Source organism: Limosilactobacillus reuteri subsp. reuteri (genome assembly GCF_000016825.1).
GTDB classification, from domain to species: domain Bacteria; phylum Bacillota; class Bacilli; order Lactobacillales; family Lactobacillaceae; genus Limosilactobacillus; species Limosilactobacillus reuteri.
Window position 1 is genome coordinate 407,949 of sequence record NC_009513.1, and the last position, 22,717, is coordinate 430,665.

Genomic DNA, 22,717 nt, shown 5'->3' on the forward strand with positions numbered 1-22,717 from the left:
GACATAAGCCTAGTCTCTTTTTATATTGACTAATAATCTAAATCATATTATCCTGTTTGTTAGTCGACTAACAAAAGGAGAGATAAAAATTGCTAATAGGTCGTTTAGTAAAACAAGCTAACAATGCAATGAATCAAGAAATGAATGCATTCGCGCAACAGTATGGATTGACAGGGACGCAAATGTCGATTATTGATTTTTTAACGCATTTCCCGGGAAATAGTTGTGATCAACACCAGATTGAAAATGAATTTGGAATAAAGAGATCAACCACTACTGTATTGCTTCAACGAATGGCAAAGAAAAATTTGATTGAACGCTATCCGTCACCAGAAGATCGCCGTCAAAAAATCGTTACTCTTACTGCGGAAGGCCAAAAATTATCTTCAGATGTAAGTGCGTATATTACACAATACGAAGAGAAATTAAAAGCAGACTTTAGTGAACAAGACATTTCGAAAATAAAACGATTCTTATCAACGATGATAAAGGAGAAATGATGAATACGAATACTAAAAAAATTTCCGCAAAGGTTATTGCAGCGATTGTGGCAACTGGATTAATGTCATTTTGTGGGGTAATAGTTGAAACTTCAATGAATGTAACTTTTTCGATCCTAATGCGTGAATTTTCAATTACTACTAATCAGGTTCAATGGATGACTTCCATTTATTTGCTCTTGGTTGCAATCATTGTTCCCTTATCGGCAATTTTAAAAAGTTCTTACCGAACAAAGACACTTTTTACAGTTGCAAGCTTATTTTTTATTGGTGGAATAATTATTGATGCACTGGCACCGTCATTTTGGTTGCTTTTAGTTGGTCGTGCAATTCAGGGGATAGGGACTGGAATTGCATTACCATTGATGTTTAATATCATTATGGAGCAAGTTCCAACAGGTAAAATTGGCTTCATGATGGGAATTGGTAATCTTATTACTGGAGTTGCCCCAGCGATTGGTCCTACTTTTGGTGGAATCATTGCCAGCAAGCTTAACTGGCGGTGGGTGTTTTATTTATTGATTCCACTTTTAATTATTTCATTTTTACTTGGTGAATGGGGAATTACCCAAAAATCACCAATTGAAAAGCAACAAATTGATATTTTTAGCATGTTAATGATTGTCTTCATGTTCTGTGGCTTTGTAACAGGATTTAGTAACCTGGGAAGTCAACCATTCATGACCTTTTCAGTTGGTGGCGCATTGTTAATTGGAATCTTAGGAATGGGCCTTTTTGCTTGGCGTTCGTTAATCCTAGAAGAACCAATTTTACAATTGCGATTGTTTAGAAATAAAAACTTTTCTGGGCATGTTCTTGGTTTCTTTTTAACCCAACTTATTTCTTTAGGGTTTGCGTTCCTTTTACCAAACTATATTCAATTGGTAAATGGTAATAGTGCAATGATAGCTGGCTTGATTGTCCTCCCAGCTGGTTTTGCTGGAGCGATATTTGCACCATTAGGAGGACGAATTTTAGATAAGTTTGGCGCTCGCAAGCCTATTTTGATTGGTACTTCATTATGTCTAATTGCACTTATTGCTTTTACAATCTATGGGCAGCATTTAACAAGTACATTTATTGCGCTTGTTTATATTCTCTATATGGGTGGAATGGGGATGTGCATGGGTTGCGTAATGACAAGTGCACTAACTGTTATTGGTAAAGAAAAGCAATCACAAGGAAATGCAATTCTTAATACCCTTCAGCAATTTGCAGGGGCAATTGGTACTTCATTGGTAGCGATGATTGTAGCTGCTAATCAATCACACTTAAATGTTGTTCGTCGGGTCTCAACAGCAATTGGTACTCAAGAAGCCTTTGGTATGTTAACGGTTTTTTGTATTATAATTTGGATAAGTTACTATCGAAGTGTGAAAAAATAAAATATTAAAAAATTCAGGCTAGAAGATTCTAACCTGAATTTTTTAATATGGAATTTCGTTAAAGCGCTGATCGCCTTCAGTTATTTGAAGCTGGTTGTTAAAACGATTAATGAGCTTCTCTTTGACATTTTTTAAGTCCGTTTCGTTTACATAAATACTGGTTTCAACATTAACTCCATACTCTTCACCGGCGACCTCAAGATTATTTTCCTTGAGATAGTAAAGAAGCGGATCATGAAGAGCGTAGGTAACAGTGATTTTTAGAATTGCTTGCTTAATCCGCTGGATAAGACCAGCTTGGTGGATTGCTTCAGTAGTCGTATTGCTATATGCCCGGATGAGGCCACCTGCGCCCAGCTTAATTCCACCGAAATAACGGGTGACCACCGCTACGACATTATGGATCTTTGCTAGTTTAAGTGATTCAAGAATCGGAATTCCCGCAGTTCCACTTGGCTCGCCATTATCACTTTCTCGTTGAATTTGGTCATTGTCACCAATCATATATGCGAAGCAATTATGAGTAGCTTTTTTGTTAACTGCTTGGATGCTGGCGATAAATTGTTGAGCTTCTTCTTCTGAGGAGACACGAGCAATCGAGCAAATAAATCGGGATTTTTTAATTGTTTGCTCATAAGTGGTGTTTTTAGCAATTGTTAAATATGGTTCTGTCATTTTTAAACTTCCTTTGTGCTATTTTGATTAATTTACGTATATATAAAGTAGGAGGTGAATAATGGATTTAGACAATTATTATGGGCGACGAGTCTTAGTTCCGCGTCATGAGTTGATACAATCAGGAATTCAAGAACTACCAACAATTAGAATCGATACTGCGAATATTAGATGTTATCGCTGCAATTATGTCACAGAAAAATCGCTAGGTGCTTTGCCACGAGGTGAGTTTTATTGTCCACATTGCATTAATCTTGGTCGTGTTTCAACGTTAAATAAATTTTATCATGTTCCAGAGCCAAATCAATTTACGGTTACCGAACCGGTGTTGACCTGGAAAGGAAAATTATCGCCTCTTCAGCAACAAGCTTCAGAAAAAATTTCCCAGGGAATGGCTGATCATGTTCAGCAATTGTTATGGGCAGTTACAGGTGCCGGGAAGACTGAGATGATGTTTGCGGGGATCGCTGCAGCAATTAAACGTGGTGAAAGAATTGGAATAGCTTCTCCACGAGTAGATGTCTGTTTAGAATTATTTCCTCGTTTAAAAGCTGCTTTTGCTAATTGTGATATTGCTCTTTTGCATGGTCGACAAGAATTACCTTATCATTATGCCCAACTGACTATTTGCACAACTCATCAATTGCTTCGTTTCTATCATGCTTTTGATAATTTAATTATTGATGAAGTAGATGCCTTTCCGTATGCTGCTAATGCTTCGTTATTATATGCGACTAAGCAAGCAATAAAAGAGAACGGAGGGTGTCTTTACTTAACTGCGACCCCAGGTGATGCTTTGCTGCGAGAAATTAAAAGTAAACGATTAGTTGTTAATTATTTGCCTCTTCGTTATCATGGGCATTTACTTCCACAAATAAAAGTTAGACTAGCTTTTGGATGGCGGCGACGTTTAGAAAGACAGCAATTACCCCCGCAAGTTATTCAACAGTTGCAGGAAACGCTAAGGGAAGGCCATCGCTTTTTGCTATTTATTCCTCATATTGCAGATTTAGCATTGGTTGAAGCTGCATTACGGCATTCTTTTGCAACTTTCCGCTTTGCTACTGTTCATGCAAGTGATCCAGAACGATTAGAAAAAGTTCAAAAAATGCGTGATGGTGATTACGACTTTTTAGTCACGACTTCTATTCTTGAACGGGGGGTTACTTTTCCAGAAATTGATGTCTATGTTTTGGGTGCTGATGATCCAGTTTTTTCCTCCTCGGCATTAGTGCAAATTGCTGGTCGAGCTGGACGTGCGCAAAGTCGGCCAACTGGACGGGTTGTTTTTTGGATTAATTGTAATTGTCGACAAGTTAATCAAGCTATTTCTCAGGTGAAGTACTTGAATCGGAAAGGTCAAAGGTTGATAGATGGAGTGTCTTTTGTGTAATAAAAGAATATCTTTCCAGCTAAGTTTGAAAGATATTTTTAGCTTTCGCGAAATTATCATGCCTGTACTATGTGCTAAATGTAAGGAAAGTTTTGTGCGCTGGGATGATCACGGATGTGCAGGATGTGGTAGAAACAATACTGGTAAAAATAGTTCCTTATGTGCAGACTGTCAGACTTGGAAGAAACTTTACGGTTGGTACTTGCATCATCGAGGATTATATCGGTATAACGAGGCGATGAAAGAATATATGCAACGTTATAAATTTAATGGCGATTATCGTTTGCGAGAGGTGTTTCAGCGTGAACTTAGCAAAGTGGTTAATGAACAGAAAGCAGATTTAATTGTCCCGATTCCAGTAACGTCGACAACGATGCAAACGCGCGGCTTTAATCAAGTTGTTGGTCTACTACGAGAAGTACCTTACCAATCAATCTTAGGAACTAGGGCAAGTTCAAAAGTAGCGCAATCAAGCAAGACAAAAGAAGAAAGACTTACAACTAAGCAACCATTTATACTTAAATCTCCAGAAGAAGTAATTAATAAACGGATCCTTTTAGTTGATGATGTCTATACTACAGGAAGGACGTTGTACCATGCAGCAGTACTTTTTAAACAAGCCGGCTGTAAAGAGATTGGTAGCGTTTCACTAGCACGTTAAATTCTTATTAAGATGCATTAATAAAGTTTGTTAATTAACACAAACTAATCTATAATAAAAATAGGATATGAGAAGAGTGGTCCTTCTGATATCAGATCAAGCAATTGCTTGGCTGAAAGGAGAGAAGTACAATGTTAAAGTTCAATATTCGTGGTGAAAATGTCGAAGTTACTGAGTCAATTCGTGATTACGTTGTAAAGCGAATCAGCAAGCTTCAAAAGTTCTTTGAAGATAGTGTTGAAGCTACCGCCCACGTGAACTTAAAAGTTTATCCAAACCGGACGTATAAGGTTGAAGTAACAATTCCACTTCCATACCTAACGTTGCGGGCAGAAGAGACTTCTAATGATATGTATGGAAGTATTGACTTAGTTACTGATAAGCTTGAACGGCAAATCCGGAAGTACAAGACGAAGGTTAACCGTAAGTCACGTGAAAAGGGTTTAAAGAACCTTGAATTCATCCCATCTGATAATGATGGAACAGATGGACAAGATGATGAATTAAAGATTGTACGGACGAAGCAAGTTTCATTAAAGCCAATGGATCCTGAAGAAGCTGTCCTTCAAATGGATATGCTTGGACACAATTTCTTTATCTTCCAAGATGCTGAAACTAATGGTACAAGCATTGTTTACCGTCGTAATGATGGTCGTTATGGCTTGATTGAAGCTGAATAGTCAATGCCAATATGAAGAGCGCGGATGAGAAATCATTGGCGCTTTTTGTATCTTATAACTTATAGCCACCTTGTAATATCCATACTAATAATTTTTATTTATACCATGAACGTGGTAAAATATTATGGTTAGAGTAAAAAAATATAATTGGCTTGAGTAGTACTTTTTTATTGATTTTGGACTTAAGCCAGAAAGTAGGAAGGACGCTTTTATGGCCAATATTCTAAAAAAATGGATTGAAAGCGATCGTCGTGAATTACGGCGAATTAACAAAATAGCAAATAAAGTCGAGAGTTATGCTAAACAAATGTCTGAACTAACTGATGAACAGCTTCAGGCAAAAACTGATGAATTTCGGGAACGTTATAAAAAAGGTGAATCCTTGGATCATATGTTGCCAGAAGCATTCGCAGTTTCTCGTGAAGGTGCTAAGCGGGTCTTAGGACTATATCCATTCCATGTCCAGATCATGGGGGGGATTGTTCTCCACGAAGGTAATATTGCAGAAATGCGGACTGGTGAAGGTAAGACATTAACTGCCACAATGCCGGTTTACCTTAATGCGATCTCGGGAAAAGGTGTTCATGTTATTACTGTTAACGAATACTTGTCAAAGCGTGATGCTACCGAAATGGGACAGCTTTATAATTGGCTTGGATGTTCTGTTGGTATTAACAACTCAGAGATGAGCCCTGATCAAAAACGAGAAGCATATAAAGCTGATATTATGTATTCCACTAATAGTGAAATTGGATTTGATTACCTTCGTGATAACATGGCCGTTTACAAAGAAGACCAAGTCCAACGTGGGTTAAACTATGCTTTAGTTGATGAGGTGGATTCAATTTTAATTGATGAAGCGCGAACACCGTTAATCATTTCAGGACCAGGAACGGGAACTTCTAAGTTATACAAACAGACTGATCGGTTTGTTAAGCAGTTAAAGAAAGATGTTGATTACAAGATTGATCTTGAATCAAAGACAGTTTCATTAACTGATGAAGGAATTAAAAAAGCTGAAAAATACTTCAACCTAAAGAACCTATATGATCCAGAAAATACTGCGTTGACCCACCACTTGGATCAGGCTTTGCGTGCTAACTATATCATGCTTTTAGATAAGGATTATGTGGTTCAAGATGGTGAAGTATTAATTGTTGACTCCTTTACTGGACGTGTAATGGAAGGTCGGCGTTTCTCTGATGGCCTGCACCAAGCTATTGAAGCCAAAGAAGGCGTAGAAATTCAAGAAGAAAACAAGACAATGGCTAACATTACATACCAGAACTTATTCCGGATGTATAACAAACTGGCGGGGATGACTGGTACTGCTAAAACTGAACAAGAAGAATTCCGTGAAATTTACAACATGGAAACTATTACTATCCCCACTAACCGTCCCGTTCAGCGGAAAGACGAGCCTGACTTGCTTTATCCAACATTACAAAGTAAGTTTGCAGCTGTTGTCGATCGGATTAAGAAACTTCATGCTAAAGGGCAACCAATTTTAGTTGGGACAGTTGCTGTTGAAACTTCTGAATACCTATCTCAACTTCTTGATAAAGAGAACATTCCGCATGTTGTTTTAAACGCTAAGAATCACGCTAAGGAAGCGGAAATTGTTAAAAATGCTGGTCAAAAAGGTGCAGTAACTATCGCTACCAACATGGCTGGGCGGGGGACAGATATTAAGTTAGGCCCTGGAGTACGTGAAATTGGTGGACTTGCGGTTATTGGTACTGAACGACATGAATCACGGCGGATTGATAATCAGCTTCGTGGACGTTCTGGACGGCAAGGTGATCCTGGTCTATCACAATTCTACCTATCGCTTGAAGATGATTTGATGAAGCGATTTGGTGGGGACCGGATCAAAGCCTTCTTAGAACGGATGAAGGTTAATGATGAAGATGCTGTCATTAAAAGTCGTTTCTTAACTCACCAGGTTGAATCAGCTCAAAAGCGGGTTGAAGGTAACAACTACGATTCACGGAAGAACGTTCTTCAATATGATGATGTTATGCGTGAACAACGTGAAATCATCTATAAAGAGCGGCAACAAATTATCACTGAAGATAAGTCGCTGAAGTGGGTCCTTATGCCAATGTTTAGACGGACAATCCAGCGTGAAGTTGATCAACATACCCTTGGTGACAAGAAGGATTGGGATTTACAAGGAATTGTTGACTTTGCAGAAGAAGTCTTAATCAAGCCTGATACCATCACAGTTAAGGATCTAGAAGGTAAATCACCTCAAGAAATGGTGGATTACTTGATGACATTTGCCCAGGGAGTTTATAAGGAAAAGCAAAAACAACTTTATGATCCAGCACAAATGCTTGAATTTGAAAAGGTTGTTATTTTGCGGGTAGTTGACTCACACTGGACTGATCATATTGACATCATGGATCAATTCCGGCAGTCAGTTGGCTTACGTGGATATGGACAATTAAATCCATTGGTTGAATATCAAACTGCTGGTTATCACATGTTTGAACAAATGATTGCTGATATTGAGTACGAAACTACTCGACTCTTCATGAAGTCAGAAATTCGGCAAAATGTAACACGTTAATTGTTAATTACTACTAGGTACGGCAGTAAGGTAACCCATGGCGGTACCGCTGCCGTATTGTTGTATAACGGAGGTTCGATTGTGGAATTAAATGAAGCAAAAAAACAAGTAGAATCAATGCAAAAAGAAGTTACGCACTTCGGGAGGTCTCTTTGACTTAGATGCACTAGATGAGCGCATTGCAGAAATTGAACAGGAAATGGCTCAACCAGACTTTTGGAATGATAATGAGCAGGCACAGAAGGTTATTGCGGAAAATAATATTTTAAAAGAGAAACGGGATACTTTTGTGAATTTACGTGATCAGATTGGCGATCTTGAAACGTCGCTTGAATTACTCGCGGTCGAACCGGACGATGATTTACAAAAAGAGTTCGAAGCATCATTTACAAATACACAAAAGGCCTTAGAACAGTATCGGTTGACCCAACTTCTTGATGGGGAATACGACGCTAAAAATGCTATTTTAGAAATTCATCCCGGAGCGGGCGGCACTGAGGCCCAAGATTGGGGTGAAATGCTTCTGCGGATGTATGTTCGTTGGGGTGAACAGCATGGCTTCTCTGTTGAAACAGCAAGTTATGAAGCCGGTGATGAAGCTGGTATCAAGAGTGTTACGCTGCTAATTAAAGGGCATAATGCGTTTGGTTACCTTCGCAGTGAAAAGGGAGTCCATCGGCTTGTTCGTATTTCCCCATTTGATGCGGCTGGTCGGCGTCATACATCATTTGCTTCGGTTGACGTAATGCCAGAGTTGGATGATAGTGTTGAGGTTGATATTGATCCATCAGATTTACGAGTTGATACTTTCCGGTCTAGTGGTGCTGGTGGTCAGCATATTAATAAAACGGAATCTGCTGTTCGGATTACGCATATTCCAACCGGGATTGTAACCTCTTCTCAAGCTGAACGATCCCAACTCCAAAACCGAGTGACTGCAATGAATATGTTAAAATCAAAGTTATATGAACTGGAAGAAGAAAAGAAAGCGAAAAAACGGGCGGAAATTGAGGGTGAACAACTTGATATTGGTTGGGGTTCTCAAATTCGTTCATATGTTTTTCACCCATACACCCTAGTCAAGGATAATCGAACGGGTTATGAAACCCATAATGGGCAAGCTGTAATGGACGGGGACCTTGATCCATTTATTGATGCTTTCCTCCAGTGGAAACTTAGTCAAAAGAATCCTCAATAAGTTATTTGGTTTGGAAGGAAGTGAGTAAAGTGCGCGAAAGTCAACATAAAAGATTAACTCGCTCAGGATCAGATCGAATGATAGCTGGTGTATTTGGCGGAATTGGCCAGTACTTTAAGATTCAGCCAAATATTTTACGGATTTTATATGTCTTACTGACTATTTTTACCGGTTTTGTTCCAGGTATTATTATCTATATTATTTTGATAATAATAATGCCTGCTGATCCACAAAATCCCGATTTACTAGGATTTTTAAAGTCCTTCAGTGAATCACAAAAAACATCTCAACAGCCTCACCAACGTTCTCGGCGGACTTTAACGAATGTCGAGGAAAAAGACATTAAAAGAAATGGAAGATCATGATGGAATTTTGGAAACGAGTATTGATTGATACAATCCTTTTTATTGCCCTTGCTGGTTTATTTGCCGGAACAGGGATGTTTTATATCACAAGTGCTTGGATTGCACCATTGGCAAGCTTTGTGTTAGCAATTTTGAACGTTGCTATTAAGCCAATTTTAGTAATTTTATCGTTGCCGATTAATATTTTGACCCTGGGCCTTTTTAGTGTTGTAATTAATGGAATTATGCTACAACTAACATCGATGCTTGTCGGGTCGGCAAACTTTCATTTTTCGTCATTTGGTTCTGCAATGTTGATTGCGATTATTATGGCAATTTTCAATGCAGTTATCACAAGTCACGAGGATAGATTGTAAAGGAGTGGAGAAAAATGCCAAACAATGTAACGGTGCAAGAATTAGTTGATAAGGTCCGGTTAAAAGTCTTGCAAGGAGAAGATTACCTCCAACGTAAGATAACAACCAGTGATATTTCACGGCCGGCTCTTGAATTCGCGGGGTATTTCAAGCATTATCCAGCAGCACGGATTCAATTGTTAGGAATCACGGAAACCTCATTTGCTAAAGACTTAACTCATGAGCAACGTGAGGAGTACATGACAAAAATGTGTATGCCACAAACGCCATGTTTTGTTATCTCAACTAATCTGCCAATTCCTAAGGAGCTAAAGAAGGCGGCGGAAGATGCAAAAATTCCAATCTTAGGAACGCATTTAACCTCTTCTCAAATATTAAGTAACATGACTTCTTACTTGCTTGAACGTTTGGCACCACGAAAGTCTCTCCACGGTGTATTAGTTGATATCAGTGGGGTTGGAGTGCTCATTACTGGTGATTCGGGAGTGGGTAAGAGTGAGACCGCGTTGGAACTTGTGCGTCGTGGACACCGACTGATTGCTGATGATCGGGTAGAAGTTTACGCCCGTGACGAACAGACTTTGGTAGGGACTGCTCCGCAAATTTTAAAACACTTAATGGAAATTCGTGGAATTGGAATTATTGATGTCTCTACGCTCTATGGAACAGGGGCAATTATGCCTTCTGATCAAATTAGTTTAATTGTTCACCTTGAAACGTGGACTCCGGATGTACAATTTGATCGTCTTGGTGACCGTGGAGATACTCAAACAATTCAAGGTGTCATTGTGCCTAAAGTCTCTGTGCCGGTAAAAACTGGTCGTAATTTAGCAATTATTATTGAATCAGCTGCAATGAATTATCGGGCTGAGACAATGGGCTATGATGCGACTGAAACATTTGATCGAAACCTTAACCAGTTGATTAAGCAGAATTCGGAACGTGATAGTAAGAATAATAAGGGGTCGGCAAACTAGATGATTAATCAAGGAATAAAAGCCGCTTTAAACCCAATCGCTTTCCAAGGTGGTCCGTTTACTATCCACTGGTATGGCGTCATTATTGCTAGCGGGGTAGTTTTGGCTCTTTTGTTAGCCGTTCGTGAAGGAAAGCGAGAGGGGATTCCTGAAGATGATTTTTATGATTATCTTCTATGGGCGCTTCCGATTGCGATAATTTGCGCACGGATTTACTATGTCGTATTTCAGTGGAGCTACTACTCCCAGCATCCAAGTGAGATTATTGCTATCTGGGATGGTGGAATTGCGATATATGGAGCGATTTTAGGAGGCTTTATTGTTTTACTTGTCTTTTGCCATTACCGCCATTTATCTAGCTGGCTGATGATGGACATCATTGCCCCAACCCTTATTATGGCTCAAGGAATTGGCCGGTGGGGTAACTTTATGAATCAAGAGGCATTTGGTGATATTACGACACGGGCGCATTTAATGGCTCAGCATATTCCAAATTGGATAATAAACCAAATGTATATCGGTGGTCACTATCGAATTCCAACGTTCTTATACGAGTCATTATGGGATTTAACCGGTTTTGCATTATTAATGTTACTTCGCCATCGCAAACATCTATTTCGTCGCGGTGAAATTTTCTTAACTTATGTAATGTGGTATGCGTTTGGCCGCTTCTTTATTGAAGGAATGCGGACCGATAGTTTAATGCTTGGAAGTATTCGCATTTCACAATTACTTTCGATAGTGTTTTTTGTCAGTGCATTAATAATACTAATAATTCGACGTCATAAAAATATTCCGTGGTATTATAACGGAATAAACAAAAATTAATTGAATTAGAGAAGGAGAAAAAATTATGGCAGAAAAAATTGCTGTTTTAGGTGCTGGTTCGTGGGGCAGTGTTTTAGCAAACATGCTTACAGAAAATGGCCACGATGTAACATTATGGTCTCGTAATGAGGAACAAGTTAAGCAATTAAATACTGAACATACAAATCCTCGCTATATGAAAGATTTTGTTTATTCTACTAACTTAACAGCAACAACGGACATGAAAAAAGCTGTTAAGGGTGCCAGTGTGGTCCTGATTGTAATTCCAACAAAGGGTCTTCGTGAAGTTGCTAAGCAATTAAATGCAATTTTGACTGAATTACATCAAAAACCGCTAGTTATTCACGCAACGAAAGGCTTAGAACAAAATACTTATAAGCGGCCATCGGAAATGCTTAGCGAAGATATTTCTCCTGAAAACCGTCAGGCAATTGTTGTTTTATCAGGTCCGAGTCATGCTGAAGATGTGGCGATTAAAGATATGACAGCTGTAACCGCAGCTTGTGAGGACCTGGCCAGTGCTAAAAAGGCGCAGAAGTTATTTAGTAATTCTTATTTCCGTGTGTACACTAATGACGATGTAATTGGTGCCGAATTTGGCGCAGCCTTAAAGAACATTATTGCAATTGGTGCTGGAGCTATTCAGGGACTTGGTTATCATGATAATGCTCGGGCAGCGTTAATTACTCGTGGACTTGCAGAAATTCGCCGATTGGGAGTTGCTTTTGGTGCCAACCCGATGACTTTTATTGGTCTTTCTGGGGTTGGTGACCTTGTTGTTACTGCTACCAGTAAAAATTCTCGAAATTGGCGTGCTGGCTATCAATTGGGGCAAGGAAAAAAGCTTCAAGATGTAATTGATAATATGGGAATGGTTATCGAAGGTGTCTATACTACCAAAGCCGCTTATGAATTAAGTCGTAAACGACAAGTACAGATGCCAATTACCGAAGCTCTTTACCGTGTTTTGTATGAAGGCGAAGATATTAAAACTGCAATTTCTCAATTAATGGACCGAGATCTTACTTCAGAAAACGAATAAATATGGTAAAATGCTAGAGGATGGATATTGAGAGAAATTGAAACATGGAAAGGGTTTTATAAGTATGAAACGTGTTAGAAAAGCCATTATTCCTGCTGCCGGTTTAGGAACTCGTTTTCTTCCTGCAACAAAGGCATTGGCAAAGGAAATGTTACCAATTGTTGATAAGCCAACAATTCAATTTATTGTTGAAGAAGCGCGCAAATCAGGAATTGAAGATATTGTTGTTGTTGATGGAAAGAATAAGCGGTCGATTGAAGACCATTTTGACTCTAATCCAGAGTTGGAAGATAATCTTCGTTCAAAACACAAGGATGAGATGTTAAAGATGGTTGAAGAAACAACCGATGTTAATATTTACTTCATTCGTCAATCTCATCCTCGTGGTTTAGGGGACGCTGTTTTAACTGCTCGTGATTTTATCGGGGATGAACCATTTGTTGTTATGCTTGGGGATGACCTTAATAACATTAACAACAAGAATGAAGCTTTAACAAAGCAATTGATTGAAAGTTATAACCAAACTGGCGCATCTACTCTTGCTGTTATGCGGGTTCCACATGAAGATACTGCAAAGTATGGTGTAATTAATCCTAGCAAGGAAGTTACGCCAGGTCTCTATAACGTAACTAGCTTCGTTGAAAAGCCAGCTCCTAAAGATGCCCCAAGTGATTTAGCAATTATTGGTCGGTATGTCTTTACTCCAGAAATCTTTGACGTATTGGCAAAGACTAAGCCAGGTAAGGGCGGCGAAATTCAATTAACTGATGCAATTGATACTCTGAACCAAACTCAACGGGTATTCGCTCGTGAATACAAGGGTGACCGTTACGATGTTGGTAATAAGTTTGGCTGGGTTAAGACAAACATTGAATATGGTTTGGAACACCCACAAGTTAAAGAAGAATTGCGTGAATACATTAAGGAATTAGGCGCAAAACTTGCTGCTGAAGATAAGCAAAATAATTCTAAGAAGTAAGACTAGCATTAGCCTTTTAACAAAATTAAACCTTCAAGATTCGTTATAGGGATCTTGAAGGTTTATTTTTTTTACATATCTTCAACAACGACATATTCCATATCAAGTGGACCGTGAACACCAACGATTAGTACCATTTCAATATCACCAGAATTAGATGGGCCGGTAATAAAGTTGATGTTTGATGTTTGTAAACTACCATCCTGAATTGCTTTTTGATAATAATCCATTGCTTGCCGTGAACGTGGTAAAATTTTGCTTTTTGGCACAATAGCTAGGTAATGGGTTGGAAGAAAATGGAACATCCGTCCTTGTTGTGGGTAGGTTGCAACGGTTACGGTCCCTGACTCGGCTAATAGAAAGTCCGCAAAGCCAATTGCCCCATCACTGTTATTTGCATTTACAATGTTTTGCCGCCCAAATTCAGGCTCCCAATAGTAAATAGGATCTACTCGCAAATTATCCTGCCATTTCCCCAATGAATAATCTTGCCACTTCTCTTCATCAAAGGAGGGAAGCATTAAACTTTTAATCTCTTTTTCTTGGATAAAATCATTGAGAGTGTGGCCAAGATCGGCTGATTTAACAACATGGAAATCAACATGAACTTCTTCGCTATTTTTGCGTGCGAGTTCAAGAAGTTCATCTTGACTTTTTCCAGCAAGGGTAGTTTCTGGAAGATCATTAACGGGGACAAATGGATCTTCACCAAGCGTATGGCGAGGACGGTTGGCAGCCTTTGCAATTCGATTTAAGAAGTCTTCTTGATTTTTAGCAGTGTCTGCTTCTTGTAAGTAATCAGTCATTTTTCTGCTCCTCCTCTTCTTCGTAATGACGATACCAATGCCGGAAGTTTTGATGATACTTCGGCGGAACAGCGAGATCACGAACGTCTACCCAGCCATGAGCTAGTTTAGGAGCAATTGCGGGAAGGTGGTTAATTTTACCATCTGGATAAAGGTTCTTAATGTCTTCAGGAGTTGTTTTCTTGCCAAATGGCTCAAGAGCAATATGAGCAAATCGCATTGCATCATTAAAAAGCGTAGGGGAGCTGGTACCTTTACCAACTGCCTTCAAAAGAGCATTTGAAGGACTGTGATCTAAATGAAGCTCATCAATTTCTACATAACGGTGATGACGGATTAACTCATGAAGAGGAATTTTAACAGGACAAGTTTCCGTGCAAGCAGCACATAAACTACATGCATATGGCAATTCCTTGAATTCTTGATAACCGCCTAAAATCGGTGAAAGAACTTCACCCATTGGTCCAGGATAAATCGATCCATAGCCCTTTCCACCGACTTGTCGGTAAACGGGGCAAACGTTTAAGCAAGAACCACAACGAATACATTGCAGCATTGGTTCAAAATCAGAATTCAGCATCTTGGAACGACCATTATCAACAATGACAACATAGAAGTCGTCTGGTCCATCGGCTTCATCTGCTTCCTTACCTTTCGAAAAAGTACAGTAACTAGTTAGTTTTTGACCAACTGCACTTCGACATAAAACATTGTCGAGGACTTCTGCTTCTTTTAAGCTTGGTACAATTCGTTCCATCCCCATGACTACAACCTGGGTTTTAGGAATTGCCATACTTATATCAGCATTTCCTTCGTTTGTGACCAAGTTAATCATCCCGTTATCAGCAATCGCAAAATTACAGCCAGTAATGCCAAAATCAGCTTGCATAAAGTAATTGCGGAGATAGTGGCGGACAAATCTTGCCATGTGTTCAGGGTCGTTATCACCATCATAACCGAGTTTTTCAAAAACTTTTTGAATTTGGTTGCGGTTTTTATGCAATGTAGGGAAAACAATATGAGTTGGTTCATCCCAGTTATCTTCCTGTAAAATAAACTCGGCTAAATCGGTTTCCATTAATGAAAGGCCAGGGATAGTCAATAGTTCTTTATCAAGGCCAATTTCTGTAGTGACCATTGACTTTGATTTAACAACGTGATGAGCTTGCTTTTTGATTGCTAATTGTTTAATAAAGGCACTTGCTTCGTCACCATCCTTGGCAAAGAAAACATGACCACCATTTTTTTGAACGTTGTCACTGAATTCTTCCAAGTAATCCGGAAGGTGCTTAATAACATGTTGACGAATTTCGGCAGAGAGATCACGCCAACCTTCCCAATGACCTAACTGGCGGCGCGCTTCTGTTCGTTTTTGGAATTGAGCGTCTTGTGCTTTAGCAACCGATGCCCGCATAAATTTATCGGCTTCCGCGTCCTTGATTCGTTCCGTAAAAGGCTTATCGCTTGTGGCTATTCCCATCTAAAACACCCCGTTTCCGTTTGCTGGTACCATTACATGATCCGTATCTTTGACATAAGTGATCCGGCTAGTGTCAACGTTATGATTAAGGACCTCAGCAATGTGCATAATTGTAATGTGAGAGCCATCCCGGCGACGGTTAATTCGTCCACCAATATTCATTAAACATGTTTGCTCACAAGCAATAAGAATATGTGCTTTTGTCTTCAAAACATTATTTGCTTTATCATCGACCATCGCTTCAGAGAGAAGGGGTTCTTTAGCAGAGAATGTTCCACCAAAGCCACAACATAATTGAATGTTATGAAGGGGGATGAGTTCGAGACCCTTGACGTGTTCAAGAAGAACAATTGGTGCCGTGCGTTCACCAAGAAGACGAGTCATGTGACAAGAACGGTGAAAGGTTGCCGTATCATCTAGGTCTGCACCACAATCAAGAATACCGAGAACCCGGTAAATAAATTGCGTTAGTTCAAAAGATTTATCATAAAGGGCTTGTGCTTTCTTCGAATACTCTGGATCATCTTTGAAAATGTTCTTGTATTCATGAAGCATGGCAACACATGATCCGGAAGGCCCAACAATATAATCGGCGTCAATACTTAAAAGGGCATCGAGTTGATTTTTAAATGTAGCAATTGTTTCACGATCATAACCGCTATTATAAGTTGGTTGTCCGCAGCAAATTTGTTTATCGGGGAAAAAGGTTTCGCAGCCAAAACGTTGGAGAAGTTCAACCGTTGCCTTTCCGACATCTGGATAAAGCAGATCAACAATACAGGTAGAAAAAATACAGACTTTCATACATGCGTGCATTAATTGGATGCACTTCGCCTCCTTAAAAATCGAAAAAATATAATTGCTTATCATAATAAGTATAACTCAAATATGATAAAATTAGGTTTGAAAACGATTTAATTGATTAAATATTCTATATAAAATTATAATATTAGTTATAGTTCGATAAAGAATATCACTGATAAAAAGTAAGCTAAACGATAGACAAAAAGATCCAAAGTCGGTATGATATGGATAGTAAAAAAATTATTCGAGGAGGAAGAGAGAAATGGCTGAAAGTAAGCAATATGATGTTGTAATCATTGGTGCCGGCCCTGGTGGAATGACCGCAGCAATGTATGCCTCACGTGCAAACCTATCTGTCTTGATGCTTGATCGTGGAATTTACGGCGGAAACTTGAATAATACTGCTGAAATTGAAAATTATACAGGATTTAAGAGTGTTAAGGGTCCTGAACTTGCCCAACAGATGTATGAAGGTGCAACTCAATTTGGCGCAGAATATGCTTATGGAACAGTAACCAAAGTGGAACTTGATGGTGACTTAAAGAAGATCACTACTGATATGGATGAAACATATACTGCAAAGGCGGTTGTAATTGCGACTGGATCTGATCAGCGGCACCTCAATGTCCCTGGAGAAGAAGAATTTGGTGGCCGTGGTGTTTCATACTGTGCAGTTTGTGATGGAGCTTTCTTTAAGGGAAAGCATTTAATCGTTGTTGGCGGTGGTGATGCGGCTGTTGAAGAGGGGGTTTACTTAACGCAATTGGCTTCCAAAGTAACAGTGCTTGTTCGTCGTGATGAGCTCCGGGCTGAACCAATTATTCAAGCAGAAGCGATGAATAATGACAAGATTGAGTTTGTTTACAACACTAGTGTGACTGAAATTGTTGGGGATGATATTAAAGTAACGGGTGTTAAAACTCATAATAATAAGACTGGTGAAGATGGTGAAATGGCTGCAGATGGCGTCTTCATTTATGTTGGCAATTTCCCAATGACCGCTGCTTTTAAGAATTTAGATATTCTAGATGATCAAGGCTGGGTAAAGACTGATGAGCGAATGCGGACGGCAGTACCAGGTATTTTTGCCATTGGGGACGTTCGTGAAACACCATTACGACAGGTTGCAACAGCTGTTGGTGATGGTGCAATTGCTGGACAGCAAGTTTACCAATACATTAAATCGATGGCTTAATAAAAAGGATGTTAGAGAAAAGCTCTAGCATCTTTTTTTGTTTAGTGTTATAGTTTTGATTAAAAAATAATTAGAAAAGGAGGGCGATTACTATTGGAAAATGATGAAAAGGTAAAGCTATTACAGAAGTTGATCCAGATAAATACTGTAAATGGTAATGAAGAAGACGAAGCTAATTATATTAAAAGGGTCTTAGAAGCTCATCATATTTCTTGCAAACTAGTTTCCTTTGCACCAAATCGAACCAATTTAATTGCAGAGATTGGTAATGATAAGGGGCCGGTACTCGCCCTAGCTGGACACTTGGATACTGTTGATCCAAGTGATCCGCAAAAATGGACATACCCGCCATTCGCTGGCCAATTAGTAGACCGTAAAATCTATGGTCGGGGTGCAGTTGATATGAAGTCCGGGTTGGCAGCCATGGTGGGTGCTTTAATTGAGCTTCAAGAAGCAGATTTGCCAAAACATGGGAAAGTTCGCCTGATTGCCACTGTTGATGAAGAAGTTGGAGGAAAGGGTTCGCTTGAACTTACTGATCAAGGATACGTACACGATGTTGACGCAATGATCATTGGGGAAGCTACCACTGGTCAAATCGAGTATGCCCACTGTGGCTCCTTTGATTATATTGTTGAATCTCATGGGAAATTAGCTCATAGTTCACAACCAGAATTAGGGGCAAATGCTGTTACAAATCTAGTGAAATTTATCAATAAAGAATCACGGGCATTTGACGATGCAGCAGTAAGTCCCACCCTAGGAAAATTAATTCATAGTGTGACTGTCTTTCATGGTGGAGAGCAGTTAAACTCAATTCCTGATTTTGCATACTTAAAAGGAAATGTTCGCACGATTCCAGAATGTGATAATGTGGAGACGCAAAAAAGATTACAGGATATTATTGATGGGTTAAACAAGAAACCTAAAATTCAATTGAAGTTAAAAGTTGTTGCCAGTTTTATGCCAGTGGTTACAAATAAGCAAGATCGCTTCATTGCCCTTGCTCAAACGGCAATTAAAAAGGTTAGCGGCAGGCAACCGGATGTAGTGATTTCTCATGGGGCAACGGATGCATCCCGCTATGTTTTAGACAATCACAACTTTCCAATAATTGAATACGGACCAGGGATTGAAAAGTTATCACACCAAATTGATGAACGTATTGCGCTTGATGATTATTTAACGGCTCAGCAAGCTTATGTTGAAATTGCTAAACAATATTTGAATAATACTAAAGACGATGAACAGGCTAGTAGTTAAGCATGACCGTACAGAGACTCCGGCTGATGGAAAAGGAGCTTTTATGCTAATGAATCACACCTGGGAGTAAAGATTTTTTGATTGAAAGAAGAATCCGGGAGTCACCCGTTATCACAAAGAGTTTCGTCGCAAATGACTGAACTTAATGAGGCAGTTGCTGTGAGGTAGCTGTGAAAAAAGGTGGCACCACGCATACTAAATACGTCCTTTGAAGATTTATTCTTCAAGGGGCGTTTTTTGATAAAGGAGAAGATAAGTATGAAGAAAAAGATAATTAATTTCGAATTAGTTTTAATATTGCTTTTACCTTTAATTGTTTTTACAAGTGGCTTTAAGATTCAAAATGAGAATTACCGGGCGAACCACACTGATACGTGGGAAAGAATAAAGAAGCGGGGAACATTACTTATCGGGGTTGATGATACTTTTGTTCCAATGGATTTTCGGAAGAAGAATGGTCAACTGGTTGGTTATGATGTTGATTTATCCCGCGCAGTTGCGAAAGTTTTAGGATTGAAAGCTGATTTTCAGTCAATTGATTGGTCAATGAAGGAAACCGAATTAAAAAATGGCACAATTGATTGTATTTGGAACGGCTATACAGCTACTCCTTCCCGACAAAAACGAATTGCATTTAGTCGGGTTTATGAACTCTCTGGGCAATCATTAGTGGTGCGGAAAAATAGTAAAATTAAAAATTTCAAGGATATGAAAGGAAAGGTATTAGGAATTCAAGAAAGTTCAACCGCTCAAACTGATTTTGACAAATATCCTCAAGTATTGAAGAGGCTAGTTAAAGGACAAAAGCCAATTCTTTATCAAGATAACTCAAGTGCTTTCATGGATCTGCAAGCAGGCCGAACACAAGGAGTACTTGCCGGGACTGTCTATGCCGGCTATTATGCGACTCACATTGCAAATAATAATAATTATAAATTGATTTCAGCATCTGCTTATCCTGCAGACCGAGTTGCAATTGGAATGAGGAAGGGGGACCGGACGCTTATTAATAAAATTAACTATGCTCTTGGGGTTCTTCAAAAAGATGGTACCTTACGACGGATTAATAAAAAATGGCTAGGAATTAATAGTAATTATCTGGGACCGGTTGCTGAATTTCAAAAATCCAACAATAATCGTTAATGATTTGTTAAAATTTTATATAACAAGGACTAAGGAGGTTTTTTAATGGGTGCAATCAAATGTAATGATACATTAGCGGTGTCAATTCATCGGATTCGTAATTCAGATTTAAACGAGCACGGGACAGTATACGGGGGACGAATCTTAGAATTGATTGATGGTCAAGCCTCGGTAGCAGCAATGCGAGTAGCTCGAACAACAGTTGCAACAGTGTCAATGGATGAGATCCAATTTCTGCGACCATTTGACCTTCAAGATTCAATGTGTATGGAGGCATATGTTACTGGCTTTGGGAAGCGGTCAATTGAAGTGTTTACAAAAGTAATTGGCGAGCACTTGATGACCGGTGAACGTTTCCTCGGCTTTTATTGTTTTATGACTTTTGTAATTCTTGATCCTGAAAAACAAACGGCATTTAATAAATTAATTCCAGAAACTGAAGAGCAAAAGACGTTAATGGCAACATATTCTCAACGTGTTAAGCAACGGCAAAACCAGCGGCAAAAACAGCAAGAATTTCTGCCTCATATTTCAATTTCCAAGCCGTGGTAAAACTTTAGTAAATTTTTAAGTGAAAAGCGACAGATAGCATTTTATGCGGTATACTAAAAAGCAGAGTATGACATAAAGGAGACATTATTGTGAGCTGGAAAGATACTTATAAGGTTTGGCAAGAACGAACAGATCTTGAACCAGACTTAAAGCAAGAATTAGCTGCAATGAGCGACGATAAAGAAATTGAGGATGCCTTTTACGGTCCACTATCATTCGGAACTGCAGGAATGCGGGGACTAATGGGACCAGGAATTAACCGGATGAATGTTTACACTGTCCGTCAAGCGACTGAAGGTTTGGCAACTTTAATGGATTCATTGGGTGATGATATTAAAAAACGAGGAGTCGCTATTGGTTACGATTCTCGGCACAACTCCCGTAAATTTGCTCATGATGCTGCTCGTGTATTAGGTGCTCATGGGATTAAGGTTTATATCTATGATAATTTACGCCCAACGCCTGAATTGTCATTTGCAGTTCGTCACATGGGAACTTATGCAGGGATCATGATTACCGCTAGTCATAACCCTAAGGAATACAATGGTTACAAGATTTACGGTGAAGATGGCGGACAGATGCCACCTAAAGAATCTGACATGATGACAGGTTACATCCGTAAGATTGATGATATTTTTGACATTGCTTTAGCTGATGAACAAGAAATGCTTGACAATGGTTTGGAAACAATCATGGGCGAAGATGTCGATGCTGCATACCTTGCTAATGCTAAAGGAGTAACTGTTAACCCTGAATTAGCTAAGGAATACGGTAAAGATATGAAGTTTGTCTTTACCCCATTATGCGGAACTGGCCGAATGCTTGGTGAACGGGCATTACGTCAAGCTGGTTTTACAAATTATGAAATGGAACCAACTGAAGCACAACCAAATGGTGACTTCCCTGGTTTGGAACATCCTAATCCAGAATTCCCAGAAGCATTTGTTCGTTCCATTGCCCTTGGTAAAAAGGTTGGTGCAGACGTATTGATCGCCACGGACCCGGATGCTGACCGGCTTGGATGTGCAGTTCGTCAACCAGACGGTGAATATCAATTGCTAACTGGTAATCAAATTGCTTCAATCATGCTTGCCTACATTCTTGAGGCGCATAAACAAGCAGGAACCTTACCAAAGAATGCTGCTGCGGTAAAATCAATTGTTTCTACTAACTTCGCTGCTAAGATTGCAGAAAGCTACGGCGTTGATATGATCAACGTTTTAACTGGTTTCAAGTGGATTGCTGATCAAATTCATCAATATGAAACTGGCAAAGCTGATCATACCTTTATGTTCGGTTTTGAGGAAAGCTATGGTTACCTTATTAAGCCATTTGTTCGTGACAAGGATGCTATTCAATCCTTAACGTTACTTGCTGAGGTTGCCGCTTATTACCGTAGTCGTAACATGACCCTTTACGATGGCTTACAAGAATTATTTAAGAAGTATGGCTACTTCCGCGAAAAGACAATTGCTAATACCTATGCAGGTGTTGATGGTCCAGCTAAGATTAAGGCTTTAATGAAGAAATTCAGAGAAGAAGCTCCAACTCATTTTGCCGGTCATCAAGTAGTAGTTACTGAAGACTTCGCTAATGGGACTAAAACTACAGCTGATGGCGAAGTAAGTGAATTAGGTATTCCAGAATCAAATGTATTGCGTTACATTCTTGATGATGATACTTGGATTGCTATTCGTCCATCGGGAACTGAACCAAAGCTTAAGTTCTACATTGGTACAAGTGCTGATACCTTGGATAAAGCAAATGAAAAATTAGCTGATTTCGAAAAAGCTTTACAAGAGTTTGCTGAATAATAATAACTGAGAGACTGTTGAAAAAACTTTGCTTTTTCAACAGTCT

22 protein-coding genes are annotated in these 22,717 nt (G+C 39.2%); 18 read left to right on the top strand and 4 right to left on the bottom strand.

Translation table 11 applies throughout. The features are described from left to right. The first annotated feature begins 89 nt into the window (after positions 1-89). Entirely contained in the window at positions 90-500 is a 411-nt protein-coding gene (locus LREU_RS01880; RefSeq protein ID WP_003667431.1) for a MarR family winged helix-turn-helix transcriptional regulator, read from the top strand. Next, complete coding sequence (locus LREU_RS01885) at positions 500-1,885, top strand: MFS transporter (RefSeq protein ID WP_011953401.1); 1,386 nt, start codon at positions 500-502, stop codon at positions 1,883-1,885. Before LREU_RS01880 ends, LREU_RS01885 begins: the two co-directional genes overlap by 1 nt. A gap of 42 nt (positions 1,886-1,927) precedes the next feature. Here the strand turns inward: LREU_RS01885 and LREU_RS01890 are convergent, their stop codons facing one another. Further along, a complete protein-coding gene (locus tag LREU_RS01890) occupies positions 1,928-2,560 on the bottom strand; it encodes a YigZ family protein (protein ID WP_003667433.1) in 633 nt (210 codons plus the stop codon). Between the two features lie 61 nt (positions 2,561-2,621). Between LREU_RS01890 and LREU_RS01895 the strand changes: the two genes are divergently transcribed. The 11 genes from LREU_RS01895 to galU all read left to right on the top strand — a co-directional run bounded on the left by LREU_RS01895 (position 2,622) and on the right by galU (position 13,614). Continuing rightward, complete coding sequence (locus LREU_RS01895; RefSeq protein WP_003667434.1) at positions 2,622-3,953, top strand: ATP-dependent helicase ComFA; 1,332 nt, start codon at positions 2,622-2,624, stop codon at positions 3,951-3,953. Then, positions 3,934-4,614, top strand: a complete 681-nt coding sequence (locus LREU_RS01900) for a ComF family protein (protein ID WP_003667435.1) — start codon at positions 3,934-3,936, stop codon at positions 4,612-4,614. Before LREU_RS01895 ends, LREU_RS01900 begins: the two co-directional genes overlap by 20 nt. Positions 4,615-4,745: 131 nt before the next feature. Further along, positions 4,746-5,294 carry a ribosome hibernation-promoting factor, HPF/YfiA family gene (hpf, locus tag LREU_RS01905; RefSeq protein ID WP_003667436.1) on the top strand — a complete coding sequence of 183 codons (549 nt, stop codon included), beginning with the start codon at positions 4,746-4,748 and terminating at the stop codon, positions 5,292-5,294. A gap of 211 nt (positions 5,295-5,505) precedes the next feature. Next, a complete protein-coding gene (secA, locus tag LREU_RS01910) occupies positions 5,506-7,869 on the top strand; it encodes a preprotein translocase subunit SecA (protein WP_003666386.1) in 2,364 nt (787 codons plus the stop codon). 81 nt (positions 7,870-7,950) lie between these two features. Beyond that, positions 7,951-9,067, top strand: a protein-coding gene (gene prfB, locus LREU_RS01915) for a peptide chain release factor 2 (protein WP_173030298.1) whose coding sequence is annotated in 2 segments (ribosomal slippage) — positions 7,951-8,022 and positions 8,024-9,067 — 1,116 coding nt in all. Because the reading frame shifts where the segments join, the coding sequence is not laid out codon by codon here. 29 nt (positions 9,068-9,096) lie between these two features. Continuing rightward, positions 9,097-9,432, top strand: coding sequence for a PspC domain-containing protein (locus LREU_RS01920; RefSeq protein ID WP_003673186.1), 336 nt, complete (start codon positions 9,097-9,099; stop codon positions 9,430-9,432). Beyond that, positions 9,432-9,788 carry a phage holin family protein gene (locus LREU_RS01925; protein ID WP_003670462.1) on the top strand — a complete coding sequence of 119 codons (357 nt, stop codon included), beginning with the start codon at positions 9,432-9,434 and terminating at the stop codon, positions 9,786-9,788. Before LREU_RS01920 ends, LREU_RS01925 begins: the two co-directional genes overlap by 1 nt. Before the next feature lie 14 nt (positions 9,789-9,802). After that, entirely contained in the window at positions 9,803-10,765 is a 963-nt protein-coding gene (gene hprK / locus LREU_RS01930; RefSeq protein ID WP_003666394.1) for an HPr(Ser) kinase/phosphatase, read from the top strand. Then, entirely contained in the window at positions 10,766-11,593 is an 828-nt protein-coding gene (gene lgt / locus LREU_RS01935) for a prolipoprotein diacylglyceryl transferase (RefSeq protein WP_003667441.1), read from the top strand. A gap of 25 nt (positions 11,594-11,618) precedes the next feature. After that, positions 11,619-12,635 carry an NAD(P)H-dependent glycerol-3-phosphate dehydrogenase gene (locus LREU_RS01940; protein ID WP_003667443.1) on the top strand — a complete coding sequence of 339 codons (1,017 nt, stop codon included), beginning with the start codon at positions 11,619-11,621 and terminating at the stop codon, positions 12,633-12,635. Between the two features lie 64 nt (positions 12,636-12,699). Next, on the top strand, positions 12,700-13,614 hold the full coding sequence (gene galU, locus LREU_RS01945; RefSeq protein WP_003666398.1) for a UTP--glucose-1-phosphate uridylyltransferase GalU: 915 nt from the start codon (positions 12,700-12,702) through the stop codon (positions 13,612-13,614). Between the two features lie 71 nt (positions 13,615-13,685). Here galU and LREU_RS01950 read toward each other — a convergent pair whose 3' ends face one another. The 3 genes from LREU_RS01950 to LREU_RS01960 are packed head-to-tail and all read right to left on the bottom strand — an operon-like array spanning position 13,686 to position 16,704. Next, entirely contained in the window at positions 13,686-14,420 is a 735-nt protein-coding gene (locus tag LREU_RS01950; RefSeq protein ID WP_003667445.1) for a LutC/YkgG family protein, read from the bottom strand. Then, positions 14,413-15,900, bottom strand: coding sequence for a LutB/LldF family L-lactate oxidation iron-sulfur protein (locus tag LREU_RS01955; RefSeq protein WP_003667447.1), 1,488 nt, complete (start codon positions 15,898-15,900; stop codon positions 14,413-14,415). Before LREU_RS01955 ends, LREU_RS01950 begins: the two co-directional genes overlap by 8 nt. Next, positions 15,901-16,704: a (Fe-S)-binding protein gene (locus tag LREU_RS01960; RefSeq protein ID WP_012390506.1), complete on the bottom strand. Its 804-nt coding sequence runs from the start codon at positions 16,702-16,704 to the stop codon at positions 15,901-15,903. It abuts the gene before it with no gap. Between the two features lie 262 nt (positions 16,705-16,966). Between LREU_RS01960 and trxB the strand changes: the two genes are divergently transcribed. From trxB to LREU_RS01985, 5 genes are all read left to right on the top strand, one after another. After that, positions 16,967-17,899, top strand: a complete 933-nt coding sequence (gene trxB, locus LREU_RS01965; RefSeq protein ID WP_003667450.1) for a thioredoxin-disulfide reductase — start codon at positions 16,967-16,969, stop codon at positions 17,897-17,899. 93 nt (positions 17,900-17,992) lie between these two features. Beyond that, a complete protein-coding gene (locus tag LREU_RS01970; RefSeq protein ID WP_003667451.1) occupies positions 17,993-19,162 on the top strand; it encodes an ArgE/DapE family deacylase in 1,170 nt (389 codons plus the stop codon). A gap of 258 nt (positions 19,163-19,420) precedes the next feature. Further along, positions 19,421-20,305: an amino acid ABC transporter substrate-binding protein gene (locus tag LREU_RS01975; protein ID WP_003667453.1), complete on the top strand. Its 885-nt coding sequence runs from the start codon at positions 19,421-19,423 to the stop codon at positions 20,303-20,305. Positions 20,306-20,350: 45 nt separating this feature from the next. Next, a complete protein-coding gene (locus tag LREU_RS01980) occupies positions 20,351-20,857 on the top strand; it encodes an acyl-CoA thioesterase (protein WP_003667454.1) in 507 nt (168 codons plus the stop codon). An 89-nt stretch (positions 20,858-20,946) separates the two neighbouring features. Beyond that, positions 20,947-22,671 (top strand): phospho-sugar mutase, encoded by a 1,725-nt coding sequence (locus tag LREU_RS01985; RefSeq protein ID WP_003667456.1) that lies wholly within the window; start codon positions 20,947-20,949, stop codon positions 22,669-22,671. The last annotated feature ends 46 nt before the right edge of the window (positions 22,672-22,717 follow it).